At 68.4% G+C, this 24,226-nt stretch carries 20 protein-coding genes; 15 read left to right on the top strand and 5 right to left on the bottom strand.

Annotation, left to right across the window (positions count from 1 at the left end; genetic code table 11):
* Positions 1-57 precede the first annotated feature (57 nt).
* From leuS to holA, 6 genes are all read left to right on the top strand, one after another.
* Positions 58-2,589 (top strand): leucine--tRNA ligase, encoded by a 2,532-nt coding sequence (gene leuS, locus AB0333_RS03575; RefSeq protein WP_366217367.1) that lies wholly within the window; start codon positions 58-60, stop codon positions 2,587-2,589.
* 122 nt (positions 2,590-2,711) lie between these two features.
* Positions 2,712-3,713: a DegV family protein gene (locus AB0333_RS03580; RefSeq protein ID WP_366217368.1), complete on the top strand. Its 1,002-nt coding sequence runs from the start codon at positions 2,712-2,714 to the stop codon at positions 3,711-3,713.
* Between the two features lie 45 nt (positions 3,714-3,758).
* Positions 3,759-4,583 carry a ComEA family DNA-binding protein gene (locus tag AB0333_RS03585; protein ID WP_366217369.1) on the top strand — a complete coding sequence of 275 codons (825 nt, stop codon included), beginning with the start codon at positions 3,759-3,761 and terminating at the stop codon, positions 4,581-4,583.
* Positions 4,580-7,135 carry a ComEC/Rec2 family competence protein gene (locus AB0333_RS03590; protein WP_366217370.1) on the top strand — a complete coding sequence of 852 codons (2,556 nt, stop codon included), beginning with the start codon at positions 4,580-4,582 and terminating at the stop codon, positions 7,133-7,135. The genes AB0333_RS03585 and AB0333_RS03590 overlap by 4 nt, the downstream gene beginning before the upstream one ends.
* Before the next feature lie 512 nt (positions 7,136-7,647).
* A complete protein-coding gene (ltrA, locus tag AB0333_RS03595; protein ID WP_366217371.1) occupies positions 7,648-9,012 on the top strand; it encodes a group II intron reverse transcriptase/maturase in 1,365 nt (454 codons plus the stop codon).
* A 167-nt stretch (positions 9,013-9,179) separates the two neighbouring features.
* Complete coding sequence (holA, locus tag AB0333_RS03600; RefSeq protein ID WP_366217372.1) at positions 9,180-10,127, top strand: DNA polymerase III subunit delta; 948 nt, start codon at positions 9,180-9,182, stop codon at positions 10,125-10,127.
* Between the two features lie 103 nt (positions 10,128-10,230).
* On the opposite strand, the gene rpsT is transcribed toward holA, so the two are convergent.
* The 3 genes from rpsT to AB0333_RS03615 all read right to left on the bottom strand — a co-directional run bounded on the left by rpsT (position 10,231) and on the right by AB0333_RS03615 (position 11,421).
* A complete protein-coding gene (rpsT, locus tag AB0333_RS03605; RefSeq protein ID WP_313816823.1) occupies positions 10,231-10,497 on the bottom strand; it encodes a 30S ribosomal protein S20 in 267 nt (88 codons plus the stop codon).
* A 190-nt stretch (positions 10,498-10,687) separates the two neighbouring features.
* A complete protein-coding gene (locus AB0333_RS03610) occupies positions 10,688-10,972 on the bottom strand; it encodes a hypothetical protein (protein ID WP_366217373.1) in 285 nt (94 codons plus the stop codon).
* Between the two features lie 77 nt (positions 10,973-11,049).
* Positions 11,050-11,421 (bottom strand): DUF2599 domain-containing protein, encoded by a 372-nt coding sequence (locus tag AB0333_RS03615; RefSeq protein ID WP_366217374.1) that lies wholly within the window; start codon positions 11,419-11,421, stop codon positions 11,050-11,052.
* A gap of 947 nt (positions 11,422-12,368) precedes the next feature.
* On the opposite strand from AB0333_RS03615, the gene lepA reads away from it, so the two are divergent.
* Together lepA and hemW are read left to right on the top strand one after the other, a co-directional pair.
* Positions 12,369-14,228, top strand: coding sequence for a translation elongation factor 4 (lepA, locus tag AB0333_RS03620; RefSeq protein WP_366217565.1), 1,860 nt, complete (start codon positions 12,369-12,371; stop codon positions 14,226-14,228).
* A gap of 18 nt (positions 14,229-14,246) precedes the next feature.
* The gene (gene hemW, locus AB0333_RS03625; RefSeq protein WP_366217375.1) at positions 14,247-15,527 is read left to right on the top strand and encodes a radical SAM family heme chaperone HemW; all 1,281 of its coding nucleotides are present in this window, start codon (positions 14,247-14,249) and stop codon (positions 15,525-15,527) included.
* A 19-nt stretch (positions 15,528-15,546) separates the two neighbouring features.
* Here hemW and AB0333_RS03630 read toward each other — a convergent pair whose 3' ends face one another.
* Together AB0333_RS03630 and AB0333_RS03635 are read right to left on the bottom strand one after the other, a co-directional pair.
* Complete coding sequence (locus AB0333_RS03630; protein WP_229672603.1) at positions 15,547-15,909, bottom strand: DUF4870 domain-containing protein; 363 nt, start codon at positions 15,907-15,909, stop codon at positions 15,547-15,549.
* A gap of 160 nt (positions 15,910-16,069) precedes the next feature.
* Positions 16,070-16,942: a DUF3097 family protein gene (locus tag AB0333_RS03635; protein ID WP_366217376.1), complete on the bottom strand. Its 873-nt coding sequence runs from the start codon at positions 16,940-16,942 to the stop codon at positions 16,070-16,072.
* A 191-nt stretch (positions 16,943-17,133) separates the two neighbouring features.
* Here AB0333_RS03635 and hrcA point away from each other — a divergent pair, with 191 nt between their 5' ends.
* The 7 genes from hrcA (at position 17,134) to era (ending at position 23,983) form a co-directional block, all read left to right on the top strand.
* A complete protein-coding gene (gene hrcA, locus AB0333_RS03640) occupies positions 17,134-18,147 on the top strand; it encodes a heat-inducible transcriptional repressor HrcA (RefSeq protein ID WP_366217377.1) in 1,014 nt (337 codons plus the stop codon).
* Positions 18,148-18,198: 51 nt separating this feature from the next.
* Positions 18,199-19,344, top strand: a complete 1,146-nt coding sequence (gene dnaJ, locus AB0333_RS03645; protein ID WP_366217378.1) for a molecular chaperone DnaJ — start codon at positions 18,199-18,201, stop codon at positions 19,342-19,344.
* Positions 19,341-20,126 carry a 16S rRNA (uracil(1498)-N(3))-methyltransferase gene (locus AB0333_RS03650; protein ID WP_366217379.1) on the top strand — a complete coding sequence of 262 codons (786 nt, stop codon included), beginning with the start codon at positions 19,341-19,343 and terminating at the stop codon, positions 20,124-20,126. Before dnaJ ends, AB0333_RS03650 begins: the two co-directional genes overlap by 4 nt.
* A 132-nt stretch (positions 20,127-20,258) precedes the next feature.
* Positions 20,259-21,185: a PhoH family protein gene (locus AB0333_RS03655; RefSeq protein ID WP_366217566.1), complete on the top strand. Its 927-nt coding sequence runs from the start codon at positions 20,259-20,261 to the stop codon at positions 21,183-21,185.
* Positions 21,175-21,648 carry an rRNA maturation RNase YbeY gene (gene ybeY / locus AB0333_RS03660; RefSeq protein ID WP_366217380.1) on the top strand — a complete coding sequence of 158 codons (474 nt, stop codon included), beginning with the start codon at positions 21,175-21,177 and terminating at the stop codon, positions 21,646-21,648. Before AB0333_RS03655 ends, ybeY begins: the two co-directional genes overlap by 11 nt.
* Entirely contained in the window at positions 21,648-23,021 is a 1,374-nt protein-coding gene (locus AB0333_RS03665; protein WP_366217381.1) for a hemolysin family protein, read from the top strand. Before ybeY ends, AB0333_RS03665 begins: the two co-directional genes overlap by 1 nt.
* Positions 23,018-23,983 carry a GTPase Era gene (era, locus tag AB0333_RS03670; RefSeq protein ID WP_366217382.1) on the top strand — a complete coding sequence of 322 codons (966 nt, stop codon included), beginning with the start codon at positions 23,018-23,020 and terminating at the stop codon, positions 23,981-23,983. Before AB0333_RS03665 ends, era begins: the two co-directional genes overlap by 4 nt.
* Positions 23,984-24,226: the final 243 nt, after the last annotated feature.

Genomic DNA, 24,226 nt, shown 5'->3' on the forward strand with positions numbered 1-24,226 from the left:
CCGGGGAACCGGGCCGGCGTCGTTCTCCAGCCACCACACTTTAAGGACAGGACCTCCGTGAGCCAGCCAGCGCAAGGTACTCCCCAGCAGGACGAGACCGAGGGGTACTCGTTCGCGGCGCTCGAGGAGCGCTGGGGCGGTTACTGGGAGCAGCACCGTACCTTCGCGCCGCTGGATGACGGCTCCCGTGAGCGCCGCTACGTGCTGGACATGTTCCCGTACCCCTCGGGAGACCTGCACATGGGCCATGCCGAGGCCTTCGCCATGGGCGACGTGGTGGCCCGGTACTGGATGCAGCAGGGCTATGACGTCCTGCACCCCATCGGCTGGGACTCCTTCGGGCTGCCGGCCGAGAACGCCGCGATCAAGCGCAACGCGCACCCGGCGGAGTGGACCTACAAGAACATCGACACGCAGAAGGCCTCCTTCCAGCGGTATGGGATCTCCGCGGACTGGTCCCGCGAACTGCACACCTCGGACCCGGAGTACTACCGGTGGACCCAGTGGCTGTTCCAGCAGTTCCATGCCAAGGGCCTGGCCTACCGCAAGGATTCGCCGGTCAACTGGTGCCCCAAGGATCAGACCGTGCTGGCCAACGAGCAGGTCGTCAACGGCGCCTGCGAACGCTGCGGCACCCCGGTCACGAAAAAGTCCCTGAACCAGTGGTACTTCCGCATCACCGAGTACGCGGACCGCCTGCTGGAGGACATGCAGCAGCTCGAGGGACACTGGCCCGAACGCGTGCTCGCCATGCAGCGGAATTGGATCGGCCGCTCCGAGGGCGCCCATGTGGACTTCCGCGTGGAGCCCACCGCCGCCACCGCGGGCCAGAACGGCCAGCCGGGCCGGGACATCACCGTCTTCACCACCCGCCCGGACACCCTGTTCGGCGCCACCTTCATGGTCGTCGCCGCGGACGCGGACCTGGCCCTGGAACTCGTGGACGCCGAGCACCGCGCCGCGCTCGAGACCTACCGTGAGGGGCTGAAGAACGTCTCGGAGATCGAGCGCCAGGCCACCGACCGCTCCAAGACCGGGGTCTTCCTGGGCCGCCACGCCATCAACCCCCTCACCGGCGAGAGACTGCCGATGTGGGCCTCGGACTATGTCCTGGCCGACTACGGCACCGGCGCGATCATGGCCGTTCCGGCGCACGATCAGCGTGACCTCGACTTCGCCCGCACCATGGGCCTGGACGTCCGCCGCGTCCTGGACACCGGTGAGGAGGATCCGGCGGTGACCGGGACGGCCACCACCGGGGACGGTACGCTGGTCAACTCCGGCGAGCTGGACGGCTTGGCCAAGGCCGAGGCCATCTCGCGGGCGATCGAGATCCTGGACGAGCGCGGCACCGGCCGGGGCACCGTCAACTACCGGCTGCGTGACTGGCTGCTGTCCCGTCAGCGCTTCTGGGGTGCGCCCATCCCGATCGTGCACTGCCCCGACTGCGGCGAGGTGCCGGTCCCCGAGGACCAGCTGCCGATCCTGCTGCCGCAGGACGTGGCCGGCGAGCAGCTCGCGCCGAAGGGCAAGTCGCCGCTGGCCGGCATCGAGTCCTGGGTCAACACCACCTGCCCCGGTTGCGGCGGGGCCGCCCGGCGGGACACCGACACCATGGACACCTTCGTGGACTCGTCCTGGTACTACATGCGCTTCGCCTCCCCGAACGACGACGACCAGGTGTTCGACCGTGCTGCCGTGGACCGGTGGCTGCCCGTCGAGCAGTACGTGGGTGGAGTGGAGCACGCCATCCTCCACCTGTTGTACTCGCGCTTCTTCACCAAGGCGCTGTATGACATGGATCTGATCTCCTTCACGGAGCCCTTCAAGGCGCTGCTCAATCAGGGCCAGGTGCTCAACGGCGGCAAGGCGATGTCCAAGTCCCTCGGCAACGGTGTGGACCTCGGCGAGCAGCTGGACACCTTCGGGGTGGATGCCGTGCGCCTGACCATGATCTTCGCCTCCCCGCCGGAGGACGACGTGGACTGGGCGGACGTCTCGCCCGGTGGCTCGGCCAAGTTCCTGGCCCGCGCCTGGCGTCTGGCGCAGGACGTGGAGACCTCCGGCACGGCGCCGGGAACTGATCCCGACGCCGGCGACACGTCCCTGCGCCGGCTCACCCACCGCACGGTGGCGGACACGGCCCGCCTGCTGGACGACCACAAGTTCAACGTGGTCGTGGCGCGCACCATGGAACTCGTCAACGGCATCCGCAAAACCATCGACGGTGGGGCCGGTGGAGCCGGCGATCCCGCCGTCCGCGAAGCCGTGGAGGCCGTGGCCATCCTGTTGAGCCTGTTCGCGCCGTATACGGCCGAGGACATGTGGGCCAAACTCGGCCACGAGCCCTCGGTGGCGCGGGCGGGCTGGCCCGCCGTGGACGAGGCGCTGCTGGTGCAGGACACCGCCACCGCCGTCGTCCAGGTCAAGGGCAAGGTCCGGGACCGACTCGAGGTCCCGATGGACATCTCGGCCGCCGACCTCGAGCAGCTGGCTTTGGCCTCCGAGGCCGTGCAACGATCCCTGGACGGTGCCGAGATCCGCAAGGTGATCGTGCGCGAACCGAAGCTCGTCAACATCGTCGTCTGAGGGCTGCCGACGGCCTGCCGACGGCCTGTCGACGGCATGCCGGCGGCACACGGGCGGCACACGGGCGGAGCACCGGCGGAGCACGGACGAAGCACGGCGGGACCGAGTGGGAAGGAACGGGCATGGCCGAGCTGGCTGAGTGGCAGAGCGCCATGCTCGCGCACATCCGGCAGGTGCGCAGCGCGCAGTCGGGCTGGGTCCGCTTCGGTCTGCCGCCCTCCCGTAAGGGCCGCACCGCGATCGTCACCGACTCCTCGGCCTCCATCCCCGCTGAACTGTTGGCGCACCCGTTGGCCAAGGGGCTGCGCCAGGTGCCCATGCCCGTCATGCTGGGCGAGCAGATCCATGCCGAGGGCACGGCGGAGCTGATGCGCGAGCTGCCGTTGGCGCTGGCAGCGGGCACCGCCGTCAAGACCTCCCGGCCCTCGCCGGGCTCCTTCAGCGCGGTGTACCAGGAACTGGCGGAGTCCGGCTTCGAGCGGATCATCTCGATCCACATCTCGGGGCAACTGTCCGGCACCGTGGAGGCCGCCCGGCTCGCCGGGCGTGACGCGCTGATCCCCGTGACGGTGGTGGACTCCCATCTCAGCGGGTTCGCGCTCGGGACCCTGGTGCTGGACGCGGTGATCTCCGCCGGCTTCGGGATGGCGCCGGAGCAACTGCTGGCGGACGTGGACGAGGCGACCCAGGAGGCGGGGGTCTTCTTCACCGTGCCCAACCTGGACCAGCTGCGACGCGGCGGACGCATCGGTACTCTGGCCGGGTTGCTGGGGACGCTGCTCCACGTCAAGCCGGTGCTGACGCTGGACAACGGAATCGTCTCCCTCGTGGATCGCCCGAGGACCTCTGCACGGGCCACCGAGCGGCTGGTGGAGCTGACGCAGGAGTTCGTGTCCGGGTCAGACGGCCGGGGCGAACGGATCGCCGTCCACGGGTTTGGCAACGAGCCGGCCGCCCACGAGCTTGCCGGACGGTTGCAGAGCCTCTCCGCCATGCCGGTGCCGGTCATCCGCCTGCCGGCCGTGCTGGCCGCCCACCTGGGCCTGGGTGCCCTGGGCGTCACCCTGAACCCGATGGCTCCTGCACAGCGACCCCACGCCCCGCGAGCCGTCCCCAGCGGCTGACGCCGCCCCTGCCGGTCCAGCCCGGCGGCGGCCAGGGTGGAACCCATGGGACGCCACAACCACGGGCTCAGTGATCCGGACGACGACGACTGGGAGCAACCACCGCCGCCGGCGCCCCTGTGGCGAACCCGCGTCGTCCGATCGGCGGTGCTGCTCCTGGCCGTCGTCGCAGGCACGTGGTGGGCGGTCGGCTGGCTGACCTCACCGGCCGGTCCTGGTGGTTCGGGTGCTCCCGTGGCCGCCTCCGTGGAGGACGCCCCGGCCAGCTCGGCGGAACCCGCCCGTCCCGGTCCGGCAGCGGACGGCGCCGGTCCGGGCGCGACGGCGCCTCCGGACTCAGGCACCGAAGATCGCGCCTCAGCCTCCGCGGCCGACGCCGGCTCGGCCGGAACCGAGGGAACCGTCACCGTCCATGTGGCCGGGGAGGTCCAAGACCCTGGACTCGTGGCCCTGCCGACCGGCGCCCGCGTCGACGATGCCCTGCAGGCCGCCGGCGGTCCCACCGGGGAGGCGGCGTTGGACCTGCTCAACCTGGCCGCCCCGGCCGTGGACGGCAGTCAGATCCTGGTGCCCGGGCCGGACGGTCTGGCCGGGGGAGCGACGGGGACGGACGGAACCGGCGCTCCTCTCGCCGGAGAGGGAGCGGACGGCGGTTCAGGCGTCGGGCCGGACGCGGCGGGAGCCGTCAACCTGAACACGGCGGATGTCACGGCCCTGGAACAGCTGCCCGGCATCGGCCCGGCCTTGGCCGGACGCATCGTCGAGCACCGCGAGCAAGTCGGTCCGTTCGGCTCCCTGGAGGATGTGGACGCCGTGTCAGGAATCGGGCCGGCCATGATGGAGCGCCTCGACGGACTGGTCACCTGGTGACAGTCCAGGCCCGGGGCAGGATTCCGGCGGCCGTCGACCTCCGGTTGGTCCCCGCCGTGGTGCTGACCCTCGCCGTCTGTCTGGCGATACCGCTGATTCCCTACGACGCCGCCCTCCTGGTGCCGTGGCTGCTGGCGCTCCTGGCCCTCGGGGCCACCGGCCTGATGACGTGGGCTTCTGCTGCTCACGGTCAAGACCAGGGTCAGGGTCGGGGCCGAGGCCAGGGGCGTCGACGCGGCCGCACCATGGTCATCACGTCCCTGGCAGCCATCGCGCTGTGGATCGCGGCCGTCGCCGCCGTCCAGGCCATGGGCGACCGCGCGCCGGTCCGGGACTCGGGCTGGGAGGACGCGGTGGCCGCCGAACGGCCGTTGCGGATGTCGGGTGAGGCCACCGGACCGGCCGTCCTGCGTGCGGGGGCGTTCGGCGAGAGCTGGCACCTCACCGTGACCGTGCAGGCGTTCGGGCACCCGTCCCGTGAGATTCCGGGCGGGACCGAGGTGGTGGTGTCCGGCGGTCGGGACTGGGAGGGATTGCCGTCCGGCACGGCGGTCTGCTTCACCGCGTCACCGGAGGCCGAGGGCGCCACGGTGTTCGCCCGTGCCTCCACCGCACCGCAGACCGGGTCCTGCCCCCGTGATGCCGGGGCACCCGGCCCGAACGGAGCGCCCACGGGACGGGACATCGTCCGCGCGTCGGTGCACCAGGCGGCCGCCGGGACCGTCGGCGCCGCGCCCCAGTTGCTGCCGGGGCTGATCCTGGGCGACCGGTCCGCGCAGGACCCCGCGCTGGACGAGTCCATGAAGACCTCCGGCCTCAGCCATCTTTCAGCCGTCAGCGGGGCGAACTGCACGCTGATCGCCGGCGCCGTCACCATGGCCTTGCGGTCGGCGCGGGTCCGCCGCCCGGTGGTGCTCGGCGCGGTCCTCGGCGTGCTCGTCGTCTTCGTGATCGTCGTGGGTCCCGAGCCCTCCGTGATCCGGGCCGCCGTGATGGGCGCCCTCGGCGCGTGGGCCGTGTTCTTCGGCCGGGGCCGCCAGGCTCTGCCCCTGTTGTGCCTGGCCGCCTGCGTGCTGCTGTGGTGGCAACCGGGCCTCGCCGGGGAACCGGCCTTCCAGCTCTCCCTGGCGGCCACGGCCGGAATCGTGGTGGCGGCCCGGCCCGTCGAGCAGTGGCTCACCGCCGTCCTGCGGCGCGCGCTGCCGGGCCCCGTGGCCGGGATCCTGGGCGCCGCCCTCGCCGTGACCGTCACCGCGCAGGTCGCCTGCCAACCCATCCTCGTCGGCATGACCGGCGAGTTCAGTGCCTACTCGGTGCCGGCCAACCTGCTGGCGGCGCCCCTCGTCCCCTTCGTCACCGTGCCCGGCACCGTCGCCGCCGTCCTGGCGGTGCCCTGGCCCGGAGCCGCGGCCGCTGTCTTCTGGGTGGTCGGCTGGCCGGCTGCGGGGATCGGCTGGATCGCCTCCGAGGTCTCCGGCTGGCCGGGCGCCCTCCATGGGTGGCCGGAGGGGCCCCTGGGTGCAGGCCTGGTGGTGTTGCACGTGGCCGCCGCGCTGGCCCTTTTGTGGCTGCTGATGCGGTGGGAGCGCAGTCGTCCGGCCCGGGTCCGGCGCCTCGGCCTGCACGGCAGGCCACGCCCGACGCCGGTCGGCCGCCTCCGCTGGTCCCTCGCCGCGGCGTGGACCACGGTCTGCGCGGCCGCCGGCAGTCAGCTGGGCCTGGTCATCGCGCCACCGTCCGGGCCACTGCCGGCCGACTGGTCCCTGGCCGCCTGTGATGTCGGTCAGGGGGACATGCTCGTCCTGCGGACGGGGGAGAGGGCCGCCATGGTGGTGGACACGGGGGCGGAGGCGGCAGCGGCGACCAGCTGCCTGGACCGGATCGGGGTGGACCGGGTGGACCTGTTGGTGCTGTCCCACCTGCACCAGGACCACGCCGGGGCCGCGGCGGACCTCATCGGATGCTGCAGCCCCGCCGAGATCCTGTACTCGACGATGGCGTCGACGCCCGGTCGCGGCGTGCCCGCCGGTGCCCGGCAGCCGGTTCCCGGGGAGACGGGCCGGGCCGGTGATCGGTCGGCGTCAGGATACTGGGTGGACTGGGCCGTGCTGGAGGCGGATCCCGGCGCGGCCCATGAGAACGACGCCTCGCTGCAGATGACCGCCACCGTGAACACCCCCGAGGGGGACTACACCGTGCTGTTGACGGGGGACATGGAGGAGGAGGCCAGCCGGGCGCTGCTGGGCCAGGAGATGCTGCCGGACTCCGTGGACGTACTCAAGGTGGCCCACCACGGTGCCCGCAATGGGGGAGTGGACGTGGTGCGGGCCGTGGATCCGGCGCTGTCCGTGGTCCAGGTCGGCCGGGACAACGGCTACGGCCACCCGCACCCCTCCGTGATCGGGGAGCTGGAGCGGCACGGGCCGGTGATCCGCACCGACCTCCACGGGACCACGGTGGTGTCCCTGCGGGACGGGGAGCTGGTGCCCACCCTCACTGGCGCCCGGGCACCCGAGGCCGCCGGCACCGGGCCGGCGGGCGGGGACGGATAGGATGGCAACCATGGTGCGTTCTGAAAGCTGGATCAGGCCGGCGGGTGTGAGTCCCGTCTCGGTAGGTACCGGAGCGCCGAGTAGCAGGTCCCGGTTCGTTGGAGAGATCCGGCGGGCTGAGCGGGATGTCAAGAGCCCTTTTGGGGGAGCAAGCGTGCGGGCCGCAGCATTAAGCGAACACTGCAGCCTCGTCAAATTCACAACGAGGGAGCCGAGCCGATCATGTCGCGGCGAAGGCCATGTCCGGTGGGCCCTGTTCCGGGGTCAGCCTGCTGGGTCCTTCCGGGGTAGGGGTGGTGGCACGTACGCAAGGTCTGGTCTGGAACAGAAGAGACCCGTCTGCCCGGCCCGCGTCGGGCGAAGGCCACTGGTATAAGCCGATGGTGAAAACCGGTGGTGGGCAGCGGGAGTCCGAGGGGGTCATAGTACCGATGATGGGCGTGCAACATAACGCGCACCGAGGGAAGGGCCCCCGCTTTGAACATGCTGGCCGAGAGGGTAAGCGTCAGGGCATGGCCGGGACAGCCCGGTCCAACCACCCCGGCAGGCAACCGTCTGTCGACCTGAATCGGCTTCCGCCGGTGAGGGGCGCGCGAAAACTTCAACGCAAGCTATGGGCTGCGGCCAAGCAGTCCGAGGATCGCCGTTTCCATGCCCTGTTCGATCGTGCGTGCAGGGTTGACGTCCTGTACGAGGCCTGGGAGCGGGTGCGCCGTAATCGGGGAGCGGCCGGGGTGGACCGAACCACGCTGGCCGATGTTGAGGGCTACGGGGTCGGGCGGATGCTGTCCGAACTTCGTGGTGATTTGTTGGAGGGCCGGTACCGGCCCTCTGCCGCCCGCAGGGTGTTTATCCCGAAGGCGGATGGGGGCAGGCGCCCGTTGGGGATCCCGACGGTGCGGGACCGGGTGGCCCAGCAGGCCGTGAAGATGGTGCTGGAGCCTGTTTTCGAGGCGGACTTCGGTCCGGTCTCGTATGGGTTCCGGCCCGGGCGGTCGGCCACTGACGCGATGGAGACGATCCGCAAGGGCTTTGCCCAGGGGAATGTGTTCGTCGTGGAGGCCGATATCCGGGACTTCTTCGGGACCATCGACCATGAGGAACTCATGGTGCAGGTGGGCCGGAGGATCTCGGACCGGCGGGTGCTGAAGTTGGTCCGGTTGTGGTTGCAGGCTGGTGTGATGGACGGCGGGCGTCTCGAGCAGTCAGTTGCGGGGACCCCCCAAGGTGGGGTGATCTCGCCGTTGCTGTCGAACATCTACCTGCATGCCTTCGACCGGGCCATGGCTACTTCCGGGGTTGGCGAACTGGTCCGGTACGCGGATGATTTCGTCGTTCTGTGCCGCACCCGGGTCCAGGCCGAACGGGCTCTGGAAACGGCCGGGGGCATTCTGGCCTCGATGGGGTTGGAGTTGCATCCGGACAAGACGCAGATCATCGATCTGCGTGGCGGTCGGGAGGGTTTCGACTTTCTTGGCTGTCATTTCCGGGCCCGGATGTCTGGGCGGATGTGGGAGAAGTACGGGAAGGTCCGTTACTACCTGCACCGGTGGCCCGCGAAGCGGGCTATGAAGAAGGTGCGTCAGCGCGTGAAGGACCTGACCGGGTCTAGCCGGTCGGGGATGGATATCAGGGACGTGATCGCGTTGCTGAATCCGATCCTGCGTGGCTGGGGCAACTACTTCCGTACCGGTAATGCCGCGGACAAGTTCCGGCAGATCGACGACTACGTGGTGATGCGGTTGCGTAAGCTGCTGATTCGAAGACGTGGCCGCAACCTCAAACCGGGCCAATGGCTGGAGTGGACCGAAGAGTGGTTCAACGGCCATGGCCTGCACCGATTACGTGGCACCGTGCGCTATCCGCGGAGTGCGTAACCATGACCAGAAGTTCATCGTTAAGCCGTGTGCGGGAAAACCGCACGCACGGATTGAAAGGGGGATGGGGAACCAGGACCGCACGACGGCACCTGCGCCCCTGACTACCAATGCCCGCACCGAGTCGAAGCCGACGATCCACGAGTTCCGGAGCAGACTGGCGCACCGTGAGTCCGGCCCCGATGATGCTGCTGAAGGGGCCCGAGGACTTCATCGCCGGCCGGGTGATCGACCGGGTCCGCACCGTCCTCCGGGACCAGGACCCGGGCCTTGAGGTCCACCGCGTGGACGCGGCCGACTACGAGGGCGGCCAGCTCTCCGTCCTGACCAGTCCCTCTCTGTTCGGAGAAGCCAAGATCCTGCAGGTGGAGGGGCTCCAGGACATGAACGAGGCGTTCTTGACGGACTGCCTCGACTACGTCAAGAGCCCGGCCGAGGATGTCACGCTGATCCTGCGGCACACCGGAGGCAACCGGGGAAAGAAGCTGCTGGATGCTGCCACCGCCGCCGGGGTCCTCGTGGACTGCCAACCGATCAAATCCGACGCCGAGAAGTCCGATTTCGTCCAGGGTGAGTTCCGGTCCCGGCGCCGCTCCATCGATCCGGAAGCGGTCCGTTCCCTGCTCGATGCCGCCGGTGGTTCGCTCACGGACCTGGCGGCCGCCTGCCAGCAACTGGCCGCGGACACCGAGGGCACCGTCACGAGCCAGGTTGTGGACCGCTACTACGGCGGCCGGGTGGAGGCCACGGCCTTCAGGGTGGCCGATGCCGCCATCGAGGGACGAGCCGGGCAGGCCACCGCCCTGTTGCGCCATGCCCTGGCCACGGGGGTGTCCGCGCCGGCCATCACCGGCGCCCTCGCCATGAAGACGCGCCAGATCGCCCGGATCGTGGATGCCCGCGTGGGCCAGGGCCAGATCGCGGGCGTGCTGGGCATGGCCCCGTGGCAGGCCAAGCGCGTGGCCGAGACCGTCCGATTCTGGAATCCCGCCACCATCGCGGCCGCGATCGAGTGGGTGGCCCAGGCGGACGCCGAGGCCAAGGGACTGTCCAAGGATGCCGACTATGCGGTCGAGCGGGCCGTCACCCGGATTGCCCTGACCGCTCGACGGTAGTCCTTCACCACGAAACGGTAGTCCTTAACCACGAAGCCCCCGTCCATCAGGACGGGGGCTTCGGTGCCGTGGCCCCTCAGGGGCCGGGCCAGATCTGAGAGGCTCAGGCCTCGATCTTGTTCACGCGCTTGGCGATACCGGACTTGCGGTTGGCAGCCTGGTTCTGGTGGATGACACCCTTGCTGGCAGCCTTGTCCAGCTTCTTGCTGGCCAGGGCCACGGCGGACGTGGTGGCGGCCTGGTCGCCCGCGGCGACGGCCTTGTCCACGGCGCGGATGGCGGTGCGCAGCTCCGACTTCACCGCGTTGTTACGCAGGCGGGCCTTCTCGTTGGTGAGAATGCGCTTCTTCTGGGACTTGATGTTTGCCAAGGAAAGGTCTTTCTGTTGTCTTTTGACGTGGTCGGTGAGGGGTAATCCCGAATCCGGCGACTGAGCGGCGTGGGGATACCTGTTGAGCCGTTCCGGGAGTGCCCGTCGACCTGCGCGGACACACAGCTGGTGAGTCTATCACGACGAGGTGCCTGTTGGTCCCGAGAACTTAACTGTGCGGCACCAGCGTCTAATCTTCTCCTTGTTTCCGCGTGAACCGCATGTGGAGAATCAACCCCGTGACGAGCATGGCCAAGCCAATGGCACCAGCCGCACCAAAAGCCGCGAGCGTAGCTTTCGCCGACCCCGGGACCTCAGTCATCTCGATGAGCTGTTCTTGGGTGATCTGGCCGGAGTTATAAAGAGGCTCCACGTCATCAAATATATTGAATATGTAACTGAATGTTATGAACCCGCCTATTACCGCCAGAACGACAGTGATCGAGCCCGCCCACATCAATACGGTCCTTGACACTTAATCCTCCTCCTAGCCCGAACTGCTGAGATCCCACTTCTGGCTACAAGGCTGAGCCGAACTCGCATGATGAGTGGTCAAGACCATTGACCGTCATATGGGTTGCATTGGTATCTGGTCAAGGACTCTTCCCAGCGCACATAGGGTCGCCACGATTCCATATTGAATTCGGGCAGTGAAGCGGGGTAGCCCATGACATGGCAATAGGTCTGCTCGGACATCGAATCATTCCAGCTAGAAGCTAGGCCAGTGCGGGTTCGAATCTCGTCCCGATGTGCCCAGGCAACCGCAGTGGAATTCATGTGCTGGTGACCCCAAAAGGAAGGTGTCGCGTTAGCTATCCACCCACTCGAATGATAGGAGACCGACACGCTATCATACAAGTTGACCCCAAGCCACGGGTCCGCATACACCGGGTAGCTGATGTCCGACTGTGCCTTGTGGTCCACTACCTGACGGAGTTCAAGTCCATTGGCAACGAAGTGAGTACTAATCTTCTGTCCATTTGAATCAACTGCCCATGGTTTGGCAGCGCCGCCAAGAAATTCTCCTTCGCGCGAGACAAATGCCGCTGAGCCATTGTCCAGTACCTCGATTGTTGCAATGTTATTGCCGGATAAATCAAAGTCATACTCTGATGGAGAATTTCGGCCTTCAAGGCTGAGAACAAGCTGAACAGAGCCGTCGATTTTAGGTACTATATCAGTCGAATACTGGTTCCTGGTTTCGTAGGAAAGAGTGTCGGATTCGGTAATTTCTGCAACAGCAGATTTGTTGGCAATCGGGAGACCAATTTGTAAATCTGGCTTGTCGACGCCATTAATAACAACATCATCTGCTCAATCTGATGGCATCTTTAGGATCGATGCCGTACCCTCAAAAAGATATCCGCCTTCTGTGCGTTCCAGCTTCTCACTGTCGACGAATTGTTGTGATATTGACTCGTGTGCAGAAAGCAACGATGCTGATGTTTCTTCATTTATTGATGGATCGTCTGGCTGAAAGGCCAGTCCAGGGCTAGCGCCTAAAAATAGTGAAGTAACCATGGATGAAGCGGCGAGTAATTTGACTTGATGACGCACGAATCTATCCCCTAAAAGTTAGCGTCCGCAGGTGGTATTAGTATGCACTGCTTGAAGGACGGAGTCAATGAATTTGGTTAGTTCAATTCAAGTTCACGTTGTTTTATGAGAGTTCACATTGTTTGACGGTTGCAGTCCTCCGGCCGTGCTTGTGTGTGTAGACGGTTGGCGGAGTGCGATCCCACCGGCTGGGATTGTTGATTGAGGACAAGGACCATACATGTCCGCGGAAACGTGGAAGAATGGAGGATCAGCCACCCGCTGGTTCCAGGGGGCTGGCCTGTCCCTGTTGTCAGAGTCGAAGGAAGATGCCCGTGTCGCCCATGGCGAGCAACGCCCCCGCGCCCGCCGCCACCGATCCCGCGGTCATCAGGAATTTCTGCATCATCGCGCACATCGACCATGGCAAGTCGACCCTGGCGGACCGCATGCTGCAGTCCACCGGCGTGGTCCAGCCGCGGGACATGAAGGCCCAGTACCTGGACCGCATGGACATCGAACGCGAACGTGGCATCACCATCAAGTCCCAGGCCGTGCGCATGCCCTGGAGCCTCAACGGCACCGACTTCGCGCTCAACATGATCGACACCCCGGGGCACGTGGACTTCACCTACGAGGTGTCCCGGTCCCTCGCGGCCTGTGAGGGCGCCATCCTCTTGGTGGACGCGGCCCAGGGCATCGAGGCGCAGACGCTGGCCAACCTCTACCTGGCCATGGAGAACGACCTCGCCATCATCCCCGTGCTGAACAAGATCGACCTCCCCTCCGCGGACCCGGACCGGTATGCCGCGGAGATCGCTGGGCTCATCGGCTGTGAACCGGAGGACATCCTCCGCGTCTCCGGCAAGACCGGAGTCGGCGTCGAGGAACTGCTCGATCGCGTGGTGGAGGTGATCCCCGCTCCCGCGGGCCAGCCGGACGCCCCGGCCCGGGCGATGATCTTCGACTCCGTGTATGACACCTACCGCGGCGTGGTCACGTATGTCCGCGTGGTGGACGGGAAGCTGTCGCCGCGCGAGAAGATCCGGATGATGTCCACGGGGGCCACCCATGAACTCCTCGAGATCGGCGTGTCCTCCCCGGAGCCGAAGCCCTCGAAGGGACTCTCCGTCGGCGAGGTGGGCTACCTCATCACCGGCGTGAAGGACGTCCGCCAGTCCAAGGTCGGTGACACGGTGACAGGTGCCGGCAATCCGGCGCAGGAGCAGATCGGCGGCTATGAGGATCCCAAGCCGATGGTGTTCTCCGGGCTGTACCCGATCGACGGTTCCGACTATCCCGTGCTGCGTGACGCCCTGGACAAGCTCAAGCTCAACGACGCCGCCCTGGTGTACGAGCCCGAGACGTCCGTGGCCCTCGGCTTCGGTTTCCGCGTGGGCTTCCTCGGCCTGCTGCACCTGGAGATCATCCGTGAGCGCTTGGAGCGCGAGTTCAACCTGGACCTGATCTCCACGGCGCCGAACGTGGTCTACGAGGTCACCAAGGAGGACAAGACGGTCGTCACGGTGACGAACCCGTCCGAGTTCCCCGAGGGCAAGATCAACGAGGTCGCCGAGCCCATGGCCTCGGCGACGATCATCGTTCCCAGCGAGTTCATCGGCTCGGTCATGGAACTCTGCCAGGGCAAGCGCGGCCAGATGAAGGGCATGGACTACCTCTCCGAGGAGCGCGTGGAGATCCGCTACTGGATCCCGCTCGCGGAGATCGTCTTCGACTTCTTCGACCTGCTCAAGTCCCGCACCAAGGGCTATGCCTCGCTGGATTGGAAGGCCGACGGCGAGCAGACCGCCGACCTGGTCAAGGTGGACATCCTGCTCCAGGGCGAGACCGTGGACGCGTTCAGCTCGATCACCCACAAGGACAACGCCTACGCCTATGGCGTGATGATGACCGGCAAGCTCAAGGAGCTGATTCCGCGCCAGCAGTATGAGGTGCCGATCCAGGCCGCCATCGGCTCGCGCATCATCGCCCGGGAGAACATCCGCGCCATCCGCAAGGACGTCCTCTCCAAGTGCTACGGCGGCGACATCTCCCGTAAGCGCAAGCTGCTGGAGAAGCAGAAGGAGGGCAAGAAGCGCATGAAGATGGTCGGCCGCGTGGAGGTCCCCCAGGAAGCCTTCATCGCCGCGCTGTCCTCGGACGGCGCTGGCTCCGAGTCCGGCGCCAAGAAGTAGGGCGGGGACGAACACACCGTGCCTTCGATCCTTCCCCTCGGCGACCCCGCGCCCGACGACGGCCGGTTCCCCGCAGCGGTGGGGAACCGGGTGAGTGCGGCGGCCGAGGCCGGCCAGCCGCGCACCTTCAGTCTCTACGTGCACGTCCCGTTCTGCTCGGTGCGGTGCGGCTACTGCGACTTCAACACCTATACCGCCGAGGACCTGGGTCCCGGCGCATCCCGGACGTCCTACGCGGACACCGTGGCCGGTGAGCTGGACTTCGCAGCGCAGGCCCTGGCCGGTTCGGGCATCCCGTCGCGCACGCTGGAGACCGTCTTCTTCGGCGGCGGCACACCCACCCTGTTGCCCGCCGCCGACCTGGTCCGCATCCTCGGCCGGGCCCGGGACGTCTTCGGGATCACGCCCGGTGCCGAGATCACCTCGGAGGCCAACCCCGACTCGGTGTCCCTCGAATCGCTGCGGGAGATGGCCGCCGGTGGATTCACCCGGGTCTCCTTCGGCATGCAGTCCGCCGTCCCGCACGTGCTGGCCACGCTGGACCGCACCCACCGGCAGGAGAACGTCCCGGCCGCCGTCGGCTGGGCCAGAGAAGCCGGCCTAGAGGTGTCCCTGGACCTGATCTACGGCACGCCGGGGGAGTCACTGGAGGACTGGCGCACCACCGTGGAGGCCGCGCTGGCCCTGACACCGGACCACATCTCAGCCTATTCGCTCATCGTGGAGGACGGGACCAAGTTCGGGGCTTCCGTGAAGCGCGGGACCGTCCCGGACGTGGACCCGGACGACCAGGCGGACAAATACCTGCTGGCCGAGCGGCTCTTCGCGGATGCGGGCTACCGCTGGTACGAGATCTCCAACTGGGCCCACGATCCCGAGGACCGCGGCATCCACCGAGCCCGGCACAATGTGGCCTACTGGCGGGACCAGGACTGGTGGGGTGCCGGCCCCGGCGCCCACTCACACCTGGCCGGCGTCCGGTTCTGGAACGCCAAGCATCCGGCGGCCTACGCGCAGCGACTGGCCACCGGGATCTCCCCCTCCGTCGGCCGGGAGCAACCCGATGCCGAGGCGCGGTTCCTGGAGCGCGTCATGCTGGGTGTCCGGCTCTCGGACGGGCTGCCAACGGCCGCCCTGCAGGAAGCACCCGACGGCGGTGCCCGGGCCCGTCAGGAGATCGCCGCCATGATCGGTGAGGGGCTGCTGGACGGGCGGGCGGCGCTGGCCGGCCGTGTGGTGCCCACCCTGCAGGGGCGGCTGCTGGACGACGCGATCGTCCGGCGACTCGCCGGGTTCTAGAGCCGGCTCCGGACCGGGGTTACTGGATCAGACGCAGGTTCAGCGGGTAGCGGTAGGGGCGGCCCTTGTTGCACTGGATGCCTGCCGCCACGCCGGAGACCGTCATGAACAGCCACAGGAGCATGGCGACGATGCCGAAGATGCCCCCGACGATCGGGATGAGGGCCAGCAGGTTCGCCACGATGGCCAGGACCGTGGGCGGCAGCGTGAAGTTCAGCGCCTCCTTGGCCTCCTGGGCCGTGAACGGTCCGCGGTGGCGGAAGACCAGGTAGATCACCAGGGAGGGGATGCACCCGAGGAAGCCGCCGAAGTGCGCGAGGGTGGCCCACTGGCGGTCCTCGGCCGGCGTCAGCGGCTCGGCCTGATCGGGTGAACCCTGCAGCTGCTGGTCGCGCCGGGGGGCGGCGCCGGGGCGCGGGCGGTGCGGACTGCCGGGCTGCTGCTGGGACACGTCCTGGGCCTTTCCGTTCGGGTGAGCTGGGTGGCGTTCGGTCGCCAGTGTACCGCCGTGATCCGGGAGTTCCCTGCAGGTCGGTGTGCGGTCAGTGCTCGACGGCGGTCAGGAAATCGATGACCTCTTCCACTCGCCCCAGCAGGGTCGGTTCCAGGTCGGCATAGGTCCGCACCTGGGACAGCAGCCTCTTCCAGCCCAGGCCGATGTCTTCCTTGGTCCGGTGCGGCCAGCCGAGGCCGGCGAGGATGCCCGTCTTCCAGTCCTGGCCCCGGGGCACCACGGGCCAGGCCCCGATGCCCAGGACGGCGGGCTTGATGACCTGCCAGACGTCCACGTAGGGATGGCCGACGATCAGCACGTTGCCGCGGGCGCCCGGCACCTTCATGGCCTCGGTGGCGATCCTCTCCTCCTTGGACCCGGTCACGAGGTGGTCCACCAGGATGCCGAGCCGGCGCTGCGGGCCGGGCGAGAACTCCGTGATCGCCCCGGCCAGGTCGTCCACGCCGTGCAGCGGCTCCACGACGATGCCCTCCAGCCGGAGGTCCTCGCCCCAGACCTTCTCCACAAGTTCGGCGTCATGCAGGCCTTCGACCCAGATGCGGGACGCCCGCGCCGTGCGGGCCCGGGCGTGGTCCACGCGCAGGGAGCCCGACGCCGTCCGGGCCGGTTTCGCGGGGACGGCGCCGGAGGCGCCACCCGGCGCGGGGGCCACCACCTCGACGGGCTCACCGTCCACGAGGAAGCCATATCCCAGGGGGAAGGACTTCGCGCGTCCCCGCCGGTCCTCGAGGACGACCAGGTGCACGCCACCGGACTTCTCGACCCGCAGGACGGCACCGGTGAATCCGGTCTCCGTGTCCTCCAGGACCGCGCCCTGGTTCGCGGGGACCTGTTCTACGGTGCGGGCGGTCGGGCGGAAGCCGCCGTCGAGGGTGCCCGGGCCCCAGTTGTTCCATTCCACGGGCACCGACGCTAGCAAGAGGACGGCGCGTTCCCATGGATCGGCTCGCGCGGCTCGCGGTCGGCACGGGGAGGCAGCCGCCAGGGACACAGTCCCCGGCAAGGGGAAGTGGTACCTCGATTGGACACACGGTCTAGACTTGGCACTTCAAAGCGTCGAGTGCTAAGCCGGAAGACAGGCAGGAGGAACCGATGAGCGAACAGCCGCGCCGCATGCAGGTGCTGCAGGCCATCGTGGAGGACTATGTGTCCTCCCGCGAGCCCGTCGGCTCCAAGGCCCTGGTGGACCGCCACCAGTTGGGCGTGTCCTCGGCCACCGTCCGCAATGACATGGCCGCCCTCGAGGAGGAGGGGCTCATCGTGGCCCCCCACACCTCCTCCGGGCGCATCCCCACGGACAAGGGTTACCGGATCTTCGTGGACCAGATCTCCGAGGTGAAGCCGCTGTCCGCCGCGGAGAAGCGCGCGGTGCAGACCCTGCTGGACGCCAACGGTGACTTCAACGAGATGATGGCCCGCACCGTGCGGCTGCTCGCGCAGCTCACGAATCAGGTGGCCGTGCTGCAGTACCCCCATGTGGACTCCTCCACCATCCGGCACATCGAGTTCGTCTTCCTGGCGCCCCGACGGGCCCTCGTCGTCGTGATCCTGTCCACCGGACAGGTGGACCAGCGGGCCTTCGGCCTCGACGTCGAGGCCAACGAGACGTCCCTGAGGGTCCTGAAGCAGCAGTTCTTGCGGTACCTGGACGGGCTGACGCCGATCCAGGCCGCCGAGGGACTCCGGCTCGCGCTGGCCGAGGTGCCGGCGGAGGACCGGGACCTCGCCCTGGCCATCGCCGCTCAGCTGGACCAGATGTTCGCGGCACGCCGGGAGGACCGGATCATCATGGCCGGCACCGCCAACCTGGCACGCTCGACCGGGGACTTCCCGTTCTCGATCGGTCCCATCCTGGAAGCCCTCGAGGAGCAGGTCGTGTTGTTGCGCCTGCTGACCGAGATGGAGCAGGATGTGCGTGGCCTCAGTGTGCGCATCGGGTCCGAGAACACCGGCTCCCTGTCCGAGGCGTCCGTCGTCGCCGCAGGCTACGGCCCCGGCTCCGGCGCCAAACTCGGCGTCGTGGGTCCCACCCGCATGGACTACCCGGGCACCATGACCGCCGTGCGGGCGATCGCCCGGTACCTGTCCCGGATCCTGTCGCAGTAGCGGCCAGGACCAACCTCCACCACCCCACCACCGGAAGGAACACCGCAGACCGTGGCTGACCATTACGAGGTGCTCGGCGTAGGCCGGGACGCCTCCGCCGAGGAGATCAAGCGCGCCTACCGCAAGTTGGCCCGCAAGCTCCATCCCGACGTGAACCCGGCGCCCGACGCCTCCGAGGAGTTCAAGAACGTCACGCGCGCCTACGAGGTCCTCTCGGACCAGGAGAAGCGCCGCAACTATGACGCCACGGGCCATGAGAACGGCACCGGCGGCATGGGCGGCGGCTTCGGCGGCGCCGATTTCGGTGGCTTCCAGGACATCTTCGAGACGTTCTTCGGCGGTGGCGGCTCCGGCGGCATGGGCGGTGGCCGGGGCGGTGGTCCCGCCAGCCGTGCGCGGCGGGGACAGGACGCCCTCATCACGGCCAAGCTCGACCTCAGTGACGCGGTCTTCGGCACCGAGAAGACCCTCGAGGTGGACACCGCCGTGGTGTGCCCCACGTGTGACGGCAGCTGCAGCCAGCCGGGCACGCACCCGGAGACCTGCACCATCTGCAACGGCCAGGGCGCCATCCGCCGGCCGGTCCGCTCCATCCTCGGCACCGTCATGGCTGCCGAGACCTGCTCGGCGTGCCAGGGCTTCGGGACCGTCATCCCGGATCCGTGCCGCGAGTGCTCCGGGCAGGGACGCATCCGTGAGCGCACCTCACTGACCATCAAGATCCCCGCCGGTGTGGCCACGGGCACCCGGATCCAGCTCGCCGGCCGGGGCGAGGCCGGCCCCGGTGGCGGGCCGAACGCCGATCTCTACGTGGAGATCGAGGTGCGTCAGCACGAGGTGTTCGTCCGGGACGGTGACCACCTGCTGGCGACGATGAGCGTGCCGATGGCCGCCGCCGCCCTGGGCACCACGCTCACCCTGGACACCTTCGACGGTGAGAAGGAGGTGCCGGTGAAGGCCGGTACCCAGTCCGGAGAGGTGCAGACCCTCAAGGGGCTGGGCGTCGGGCGGTTGCGTAGCTCCGGCCGAGGCGATCTCAAGGTCACCCTGCGGGTGGAGACCCCCACCAAGCTCGACGACGAGCAGCGTGCCCTGCTGGAGCAGCTGGCCAGCCTGCGCGGCGAAGACCTGGTGCACGGCACCACGGAGCACCGCGGGCTGTTCTCCAAGTTCCGGGACAACCTCAAGAATCTGTGAGCAATCCCCTTTTCTACGTCGGTGACGGCGAGCTGGCCCCCGCCACGGCGGGGGCCACGGTCGTGGTCTCGGGTGCCGAGGCCCGGCATGCGGTCCAGGTCATGCGGCTGTCCCCGGGGGAGCGCGTGGACGTGGCGGATGGTTCCGGCCGGCGCGTGAGCGGCACCGTGCACTCCGCGGCACCCGACCGGTTGGAGGTCACCGCCGAGTCGGTCCACGACGAGCCGGCGCCGCACCCCGAACTCGTGCTCGTCCAGGCCCTCGCCAAGGGTGACCGCGACCTGCTGGCCATCCAGACGGCCACGGAGTTGGGCCTCGATGCCGTGTACCCCTGGCAGGCCGAGCGTTCCATCGTGCGGTGGAAGTCCGGGAAGACCGACAAGACCGCCAAAGCGCTGAGCAAGTGGGAGGCGGCCCTGCTCTCGGCTGCGAAACAGGCACGCCGCAGCCGGGTGCCCCGCACGGAGCAGATGCTCGACGGCGTCGGGGTCGCCTCGGTCTGTGGCCCCGGTTCCCTGGTGCTCGTCCTGCACGAGGACGCACGGCAGTCGTTGGGAGAAGCCGTCAGCGAGGCCGGCGTGCTGGCCGCCGACGCCGTGGAACGGATCGTGCTGGTGGTCGGCCCCGAAGGTGGCATCAGTCCGGCCGAGACCGCGGCCCTGACCGAGGCCGGGGGGCGGCCCGTGCTGTTGGGGCACCATGTGCTCCGGTCCTCCACCGCCGGTCCGGCCGCCGTCGCCGTCCTCCAGCAGCTGCTGGGACGGTTCGGGCCGCGCACGTAGACTGGCCTCGTAGTCCACCCGTCTCACTGTTTGTCCCACCAGATGTCCCACCAGCCAGGAGCTGAAGCACCTCCCTTGAGTCTTTCCACGGAACGTGACCACATCACCATCACCTTCGCCTCGTCGGAGACCATGGTGCGGACCTTCGGGCCGCAGGACCTGTTGCTGCGGATCCTTGACGGCCTCTATCCGGATCTGACCGTCTCCGTGCGCGGTGAGGACCTGGACGTGGAAGGCCCCGCACCGGAGGTGCAGCAGGCGCGCCAGGTGATCGAGGACCTGCACGGCCTGGCCCGGCGCGGTACCTCGATCACCCCGGAGGTCATCGAACAGGTGACCAGCCTGGTGCGGGGTGGCTCCGGAGCACAGGCATCCGGACTGCTCTCCGCCTCGATCCTCTCCAGCCGGGGCCGCCAGATCAGGCCCAAGACGGCGAACCAGCAGCACTACGTGGAGAGCATCGACCAGAACACCATCACCTTCGGACTTGGTCCCGCCGGCACCGGAAAGACTTACCTGGCCATGGCCAAGGCCGTGCAGGCGTTGCAGGCCAAGGAGGTCAACCGGATCATCCTCACCCGGCCGGCGGTCGAGGCGGGGGAGCGGCTGGGCTACCTGCCGGGCTCACTCAGCGAGAAGATCGACCCCTACCTGCGGCCGCTCTATGACGCCTTGCATGACATGGTCGAACCCGAGTCCATCCCGCGGCTCATGGCGGACGGGACGATCGAGGTGGCGCCCCTGGCCTACATGCGCGGACGCACGCTCAATGATGCGTTCATCATCCTCGACGAGGCCCAGAACACCACGGTCGAGCAGATGAAGATGTTCCTGACGCGCCTCGGCTTCGGCTCGCACATGGTCATCACCGGGGACACCAGCCAGGTCGACCTCCCGCGGGGGACCCATTCGGGCCTGGCCCAGTCCGTCTCCATCCTGGAGGGCGTGCAGGACATCGCCGTCATCCGGCTGCAGTCCGCGGATGTGGTCCGCCACCGCCTCGTGAGCCGGATCGTGGACGCCTACGAGAACGCCGGGGGGAACACCGATGGCCATTGAGATCGTCAACGAGTCCGGTACTGAGGTCGACGAGGAGTCGCTGCTCGCCCTGTCCCGTTCCGTCCTGGAGTCGCTGCACGTCCATCCGGGAGCGGAACTCTCCGTGGTGTGCGTGGACGAGGCCGCCATGGAACAGCTCCACCTGGAGTGGATGGACCTTCCGGACGCCACGGATGTCATGAGCTTCCCCATGGACGAGCTCCGACCGGGCACCGCCGAGGACCCGGGCCCGGAGGGGCTGCTGGGCGACGTCGTGATCTGCCCGCAGGTCGCCGCCGTCCAGGCCGCCCGCGGCGGGCACTCCGCCGCGGACGAGGTCCTGCTGCTGCTGGTCCACGGCGTGCTCCACCTGCTCGGATTCGACCATGAGGAGCCCGAGGAGAAGGCCGAGATGTTCGCCCTCCAGCGTCAGCTGCTCAGCGACTTCCTCGGCCGCCCGGCCCCCGACCCCACCGAAGCCTGATGCTCACCTCGCTCATCCTGGCGGTCCTGCTGGCCGCATTGCTGTTCCTGTCCTGGATCCTCGGTGTCGCCGAGGGGTCCTTGGGCTACCTGTCCCGCAAGGAGGCCGAGGGGATCGCGATGCGCCGCCCGCGCAGCCCGATCCTCACGGTCATGGCCCGCTTGCCGGAACACCTGCACGCCCTGCGGTTCTGGCGGCTGTTCGCGGAGACCACTGCCGCCGTGGCCGGCACCCTGTTCATCCACTCCCTCACGGGGACCATCTGGATCACCGCCCTGCTATCCCTCCTGCTGATGGGGCTGGTCGCCCTGCTGCTGACCGTGCTCTCGCCGCGCCAGGTGGGGACCAAGCATGACGTCGCGGCCGCCCAGCGCACCGCGGGCCTGGTCCGTTTCCTCACCTCCCTGCTCGGCTCGCTGCCGGCCCGCGTGGCGGCACCCGGCCCCAGATCGGAGGACGAGGAGGAGGAGGCCGCCGAGATCGAGGAGCGCCACTTCCGCGAATTCGTCGCGCGGGCCAACGACGCCGACGTCCTGGAGGATGCCGAGGCCGAGCTCATCCGCTCCGTCTTCGACATGGGGGACACCCTGGTGCGCGCCGTGATGGTGCCGCGCACCGACGTCGTCACCGTCGAGACCGGGACCACCTTGGAAGACGCGATGAACCTGTTCCTGCGCTCCGGCTGCTCCCGCATCCCGCTCATCGGGGACAACGCGGACGAGGTCTTCGGCATGGTCTACCTCAAGGACGTGGCCCGGGCGCTGCACCGTGGCCTGGGGGACGGCGCGGCGGATCCGGCCAGCCCCGTGGACGCCGTGGCCCGGGACGTGCGCTTCGTCCCCGAGTCCAAGCCGGTGTCCGTGCTGTTGCAGGAGCTCCAGCGCGAGTCCACCCACATCGCCGTCGTGGTGGACGAGTACGGCGGCACCGCCGGTCTCGTGACGCTGGAGGACCTCATCGAGGAGATCGTCGGCGAGATCTCGGACGAGTACGACCGCCAGGACCGTCCCGAGGTCGAACCCCTCGAGGATGGCTCGTTCAGCGTGGACGCCCGCATGGGCATCGACGACTTCGCCGAGCTGTTCGGCATGGACCTGGACGACGAGGAGGACGTGGACACCGTCGGCGGCCTGCTCGCCAAGACGCTGGGCCGCGTCCCCATCCAGGGCTCCCACGTGGCCGTCCAGGGCATCGAGCTGACGGCCGAGTCCCTGCAGGGCCGGCGCAACCGCGTGGCGCGCCTGGTGGTGCGGGAGTCCCCGCGGGACGGCGGCCATGCCCGACGCCGGCCCGGCACCGACCTGCTGCCAGCCCACCTGACCGATCGCGACGCCGCCTCGGCATCCACCCCAGCCTCCCGGGAGACCCCATGACGACCCTGTTCGACCCCAGCAACGCCCCGGAGGACTTCCGCGCCGGCTTCGTCTCCCTGGTGGGCCGGCCCAACGCCGGCAAGTCCACCCTGACCAACGCCCTGGTGGGGGAGAAGGTCGCCATCACCTCCTCCAAACCGCAGACCACCCGGCACACCATCCGCGGGATCGTGCACCGTGAGGGCTTCCAGCTGGTCCTCGTGGACACCCCCGGGCTGCACCGTCCCCGGACCCTGCTGGGTCAGCGGCTCAATGACCTCGTCACCCAAACCCTCGGAGAGGTGGACGCGGTCGGCTTCTGCATCCCGGCGGACGAGAAGATCGGCCCGGGTGACCGCTACATCGCCAGTCAGCTGGCGCTGCTCAACCGCAAGCCCGTGGTCGCCCTGGTGACCAAGACGGACAAGGTGAAGCCGGACGCGATCGCCGCCCAGCTGCTCGCCGTCACCGCCCTCGGTGACGAGGTGCTCGGGCCGGAGAACCACGGGGCCGGTTTCGCCGCCGTCGTGCCCGTCTCCGCCGTCCGCGGCCACCAGGTGGAGGACGTGGCCCAGGTCCTGGCCGAAAGGCTGCCGTTGTCCCCACCGCTGTATCCGGACGGCGAGCTCACCGACGAGCCCGAGCTGACCATGGTGGCCGAGCTGATCCGCGAGGCGGCCCTGGAGGGCGTGCGGGACGAGCTGCCGCACTCGGTGGCCGTGGTGGTCGATGAGATGAACCCCCGCGAGGGACGGCCCGCGGACCGCCCGCTGCTGGACATCCACGCCAACGTGTTCGTGGAGCGGGACAGCCAGAAGGCCATCATCATCGGCAAGGGCGGCTCCCGTCTCAAGGCCATCGGCTCCCAGGCGAGGGGCTCCATCGAGAAACTGCTCGGGACCGCCGTGTACCTGGACCTGCGGGTGAAGGTGGCCAAGGAATGGCAGCGCGACCCCAAGCAGCTGGGCCGGCTCGGGTTTTGATCCCGTCGGTCCGCGCGGTGCTAGGCTGAAATCATGTTCGACCGACTGGACCTCGCCGGGATCACCCCGGACACCGTTGAGGGGCTGCTACTACGCCGCCGCAACGGGGCTGAGCCGTCGGTCGTGGCGCCCGCCACGCTCTGACGCACCGGGGACATCGCACCCTGGCCGGGCCGGAACCCCGTTGCGGAGGTAGCTCCACGGTCCTTCCAGCAGCCAGACCCCTCCGGTGCACGCACCGGG

The organism is Citricoccus sp. NPDC079358 (assembly GCF_040702545.1).
In the GTDB taxonomy this organism is placed as follows: Bacteria; Actinomycetota; Actinomycetes; order Actinomycetales; family Micrococcaceae; genus Citricoccus.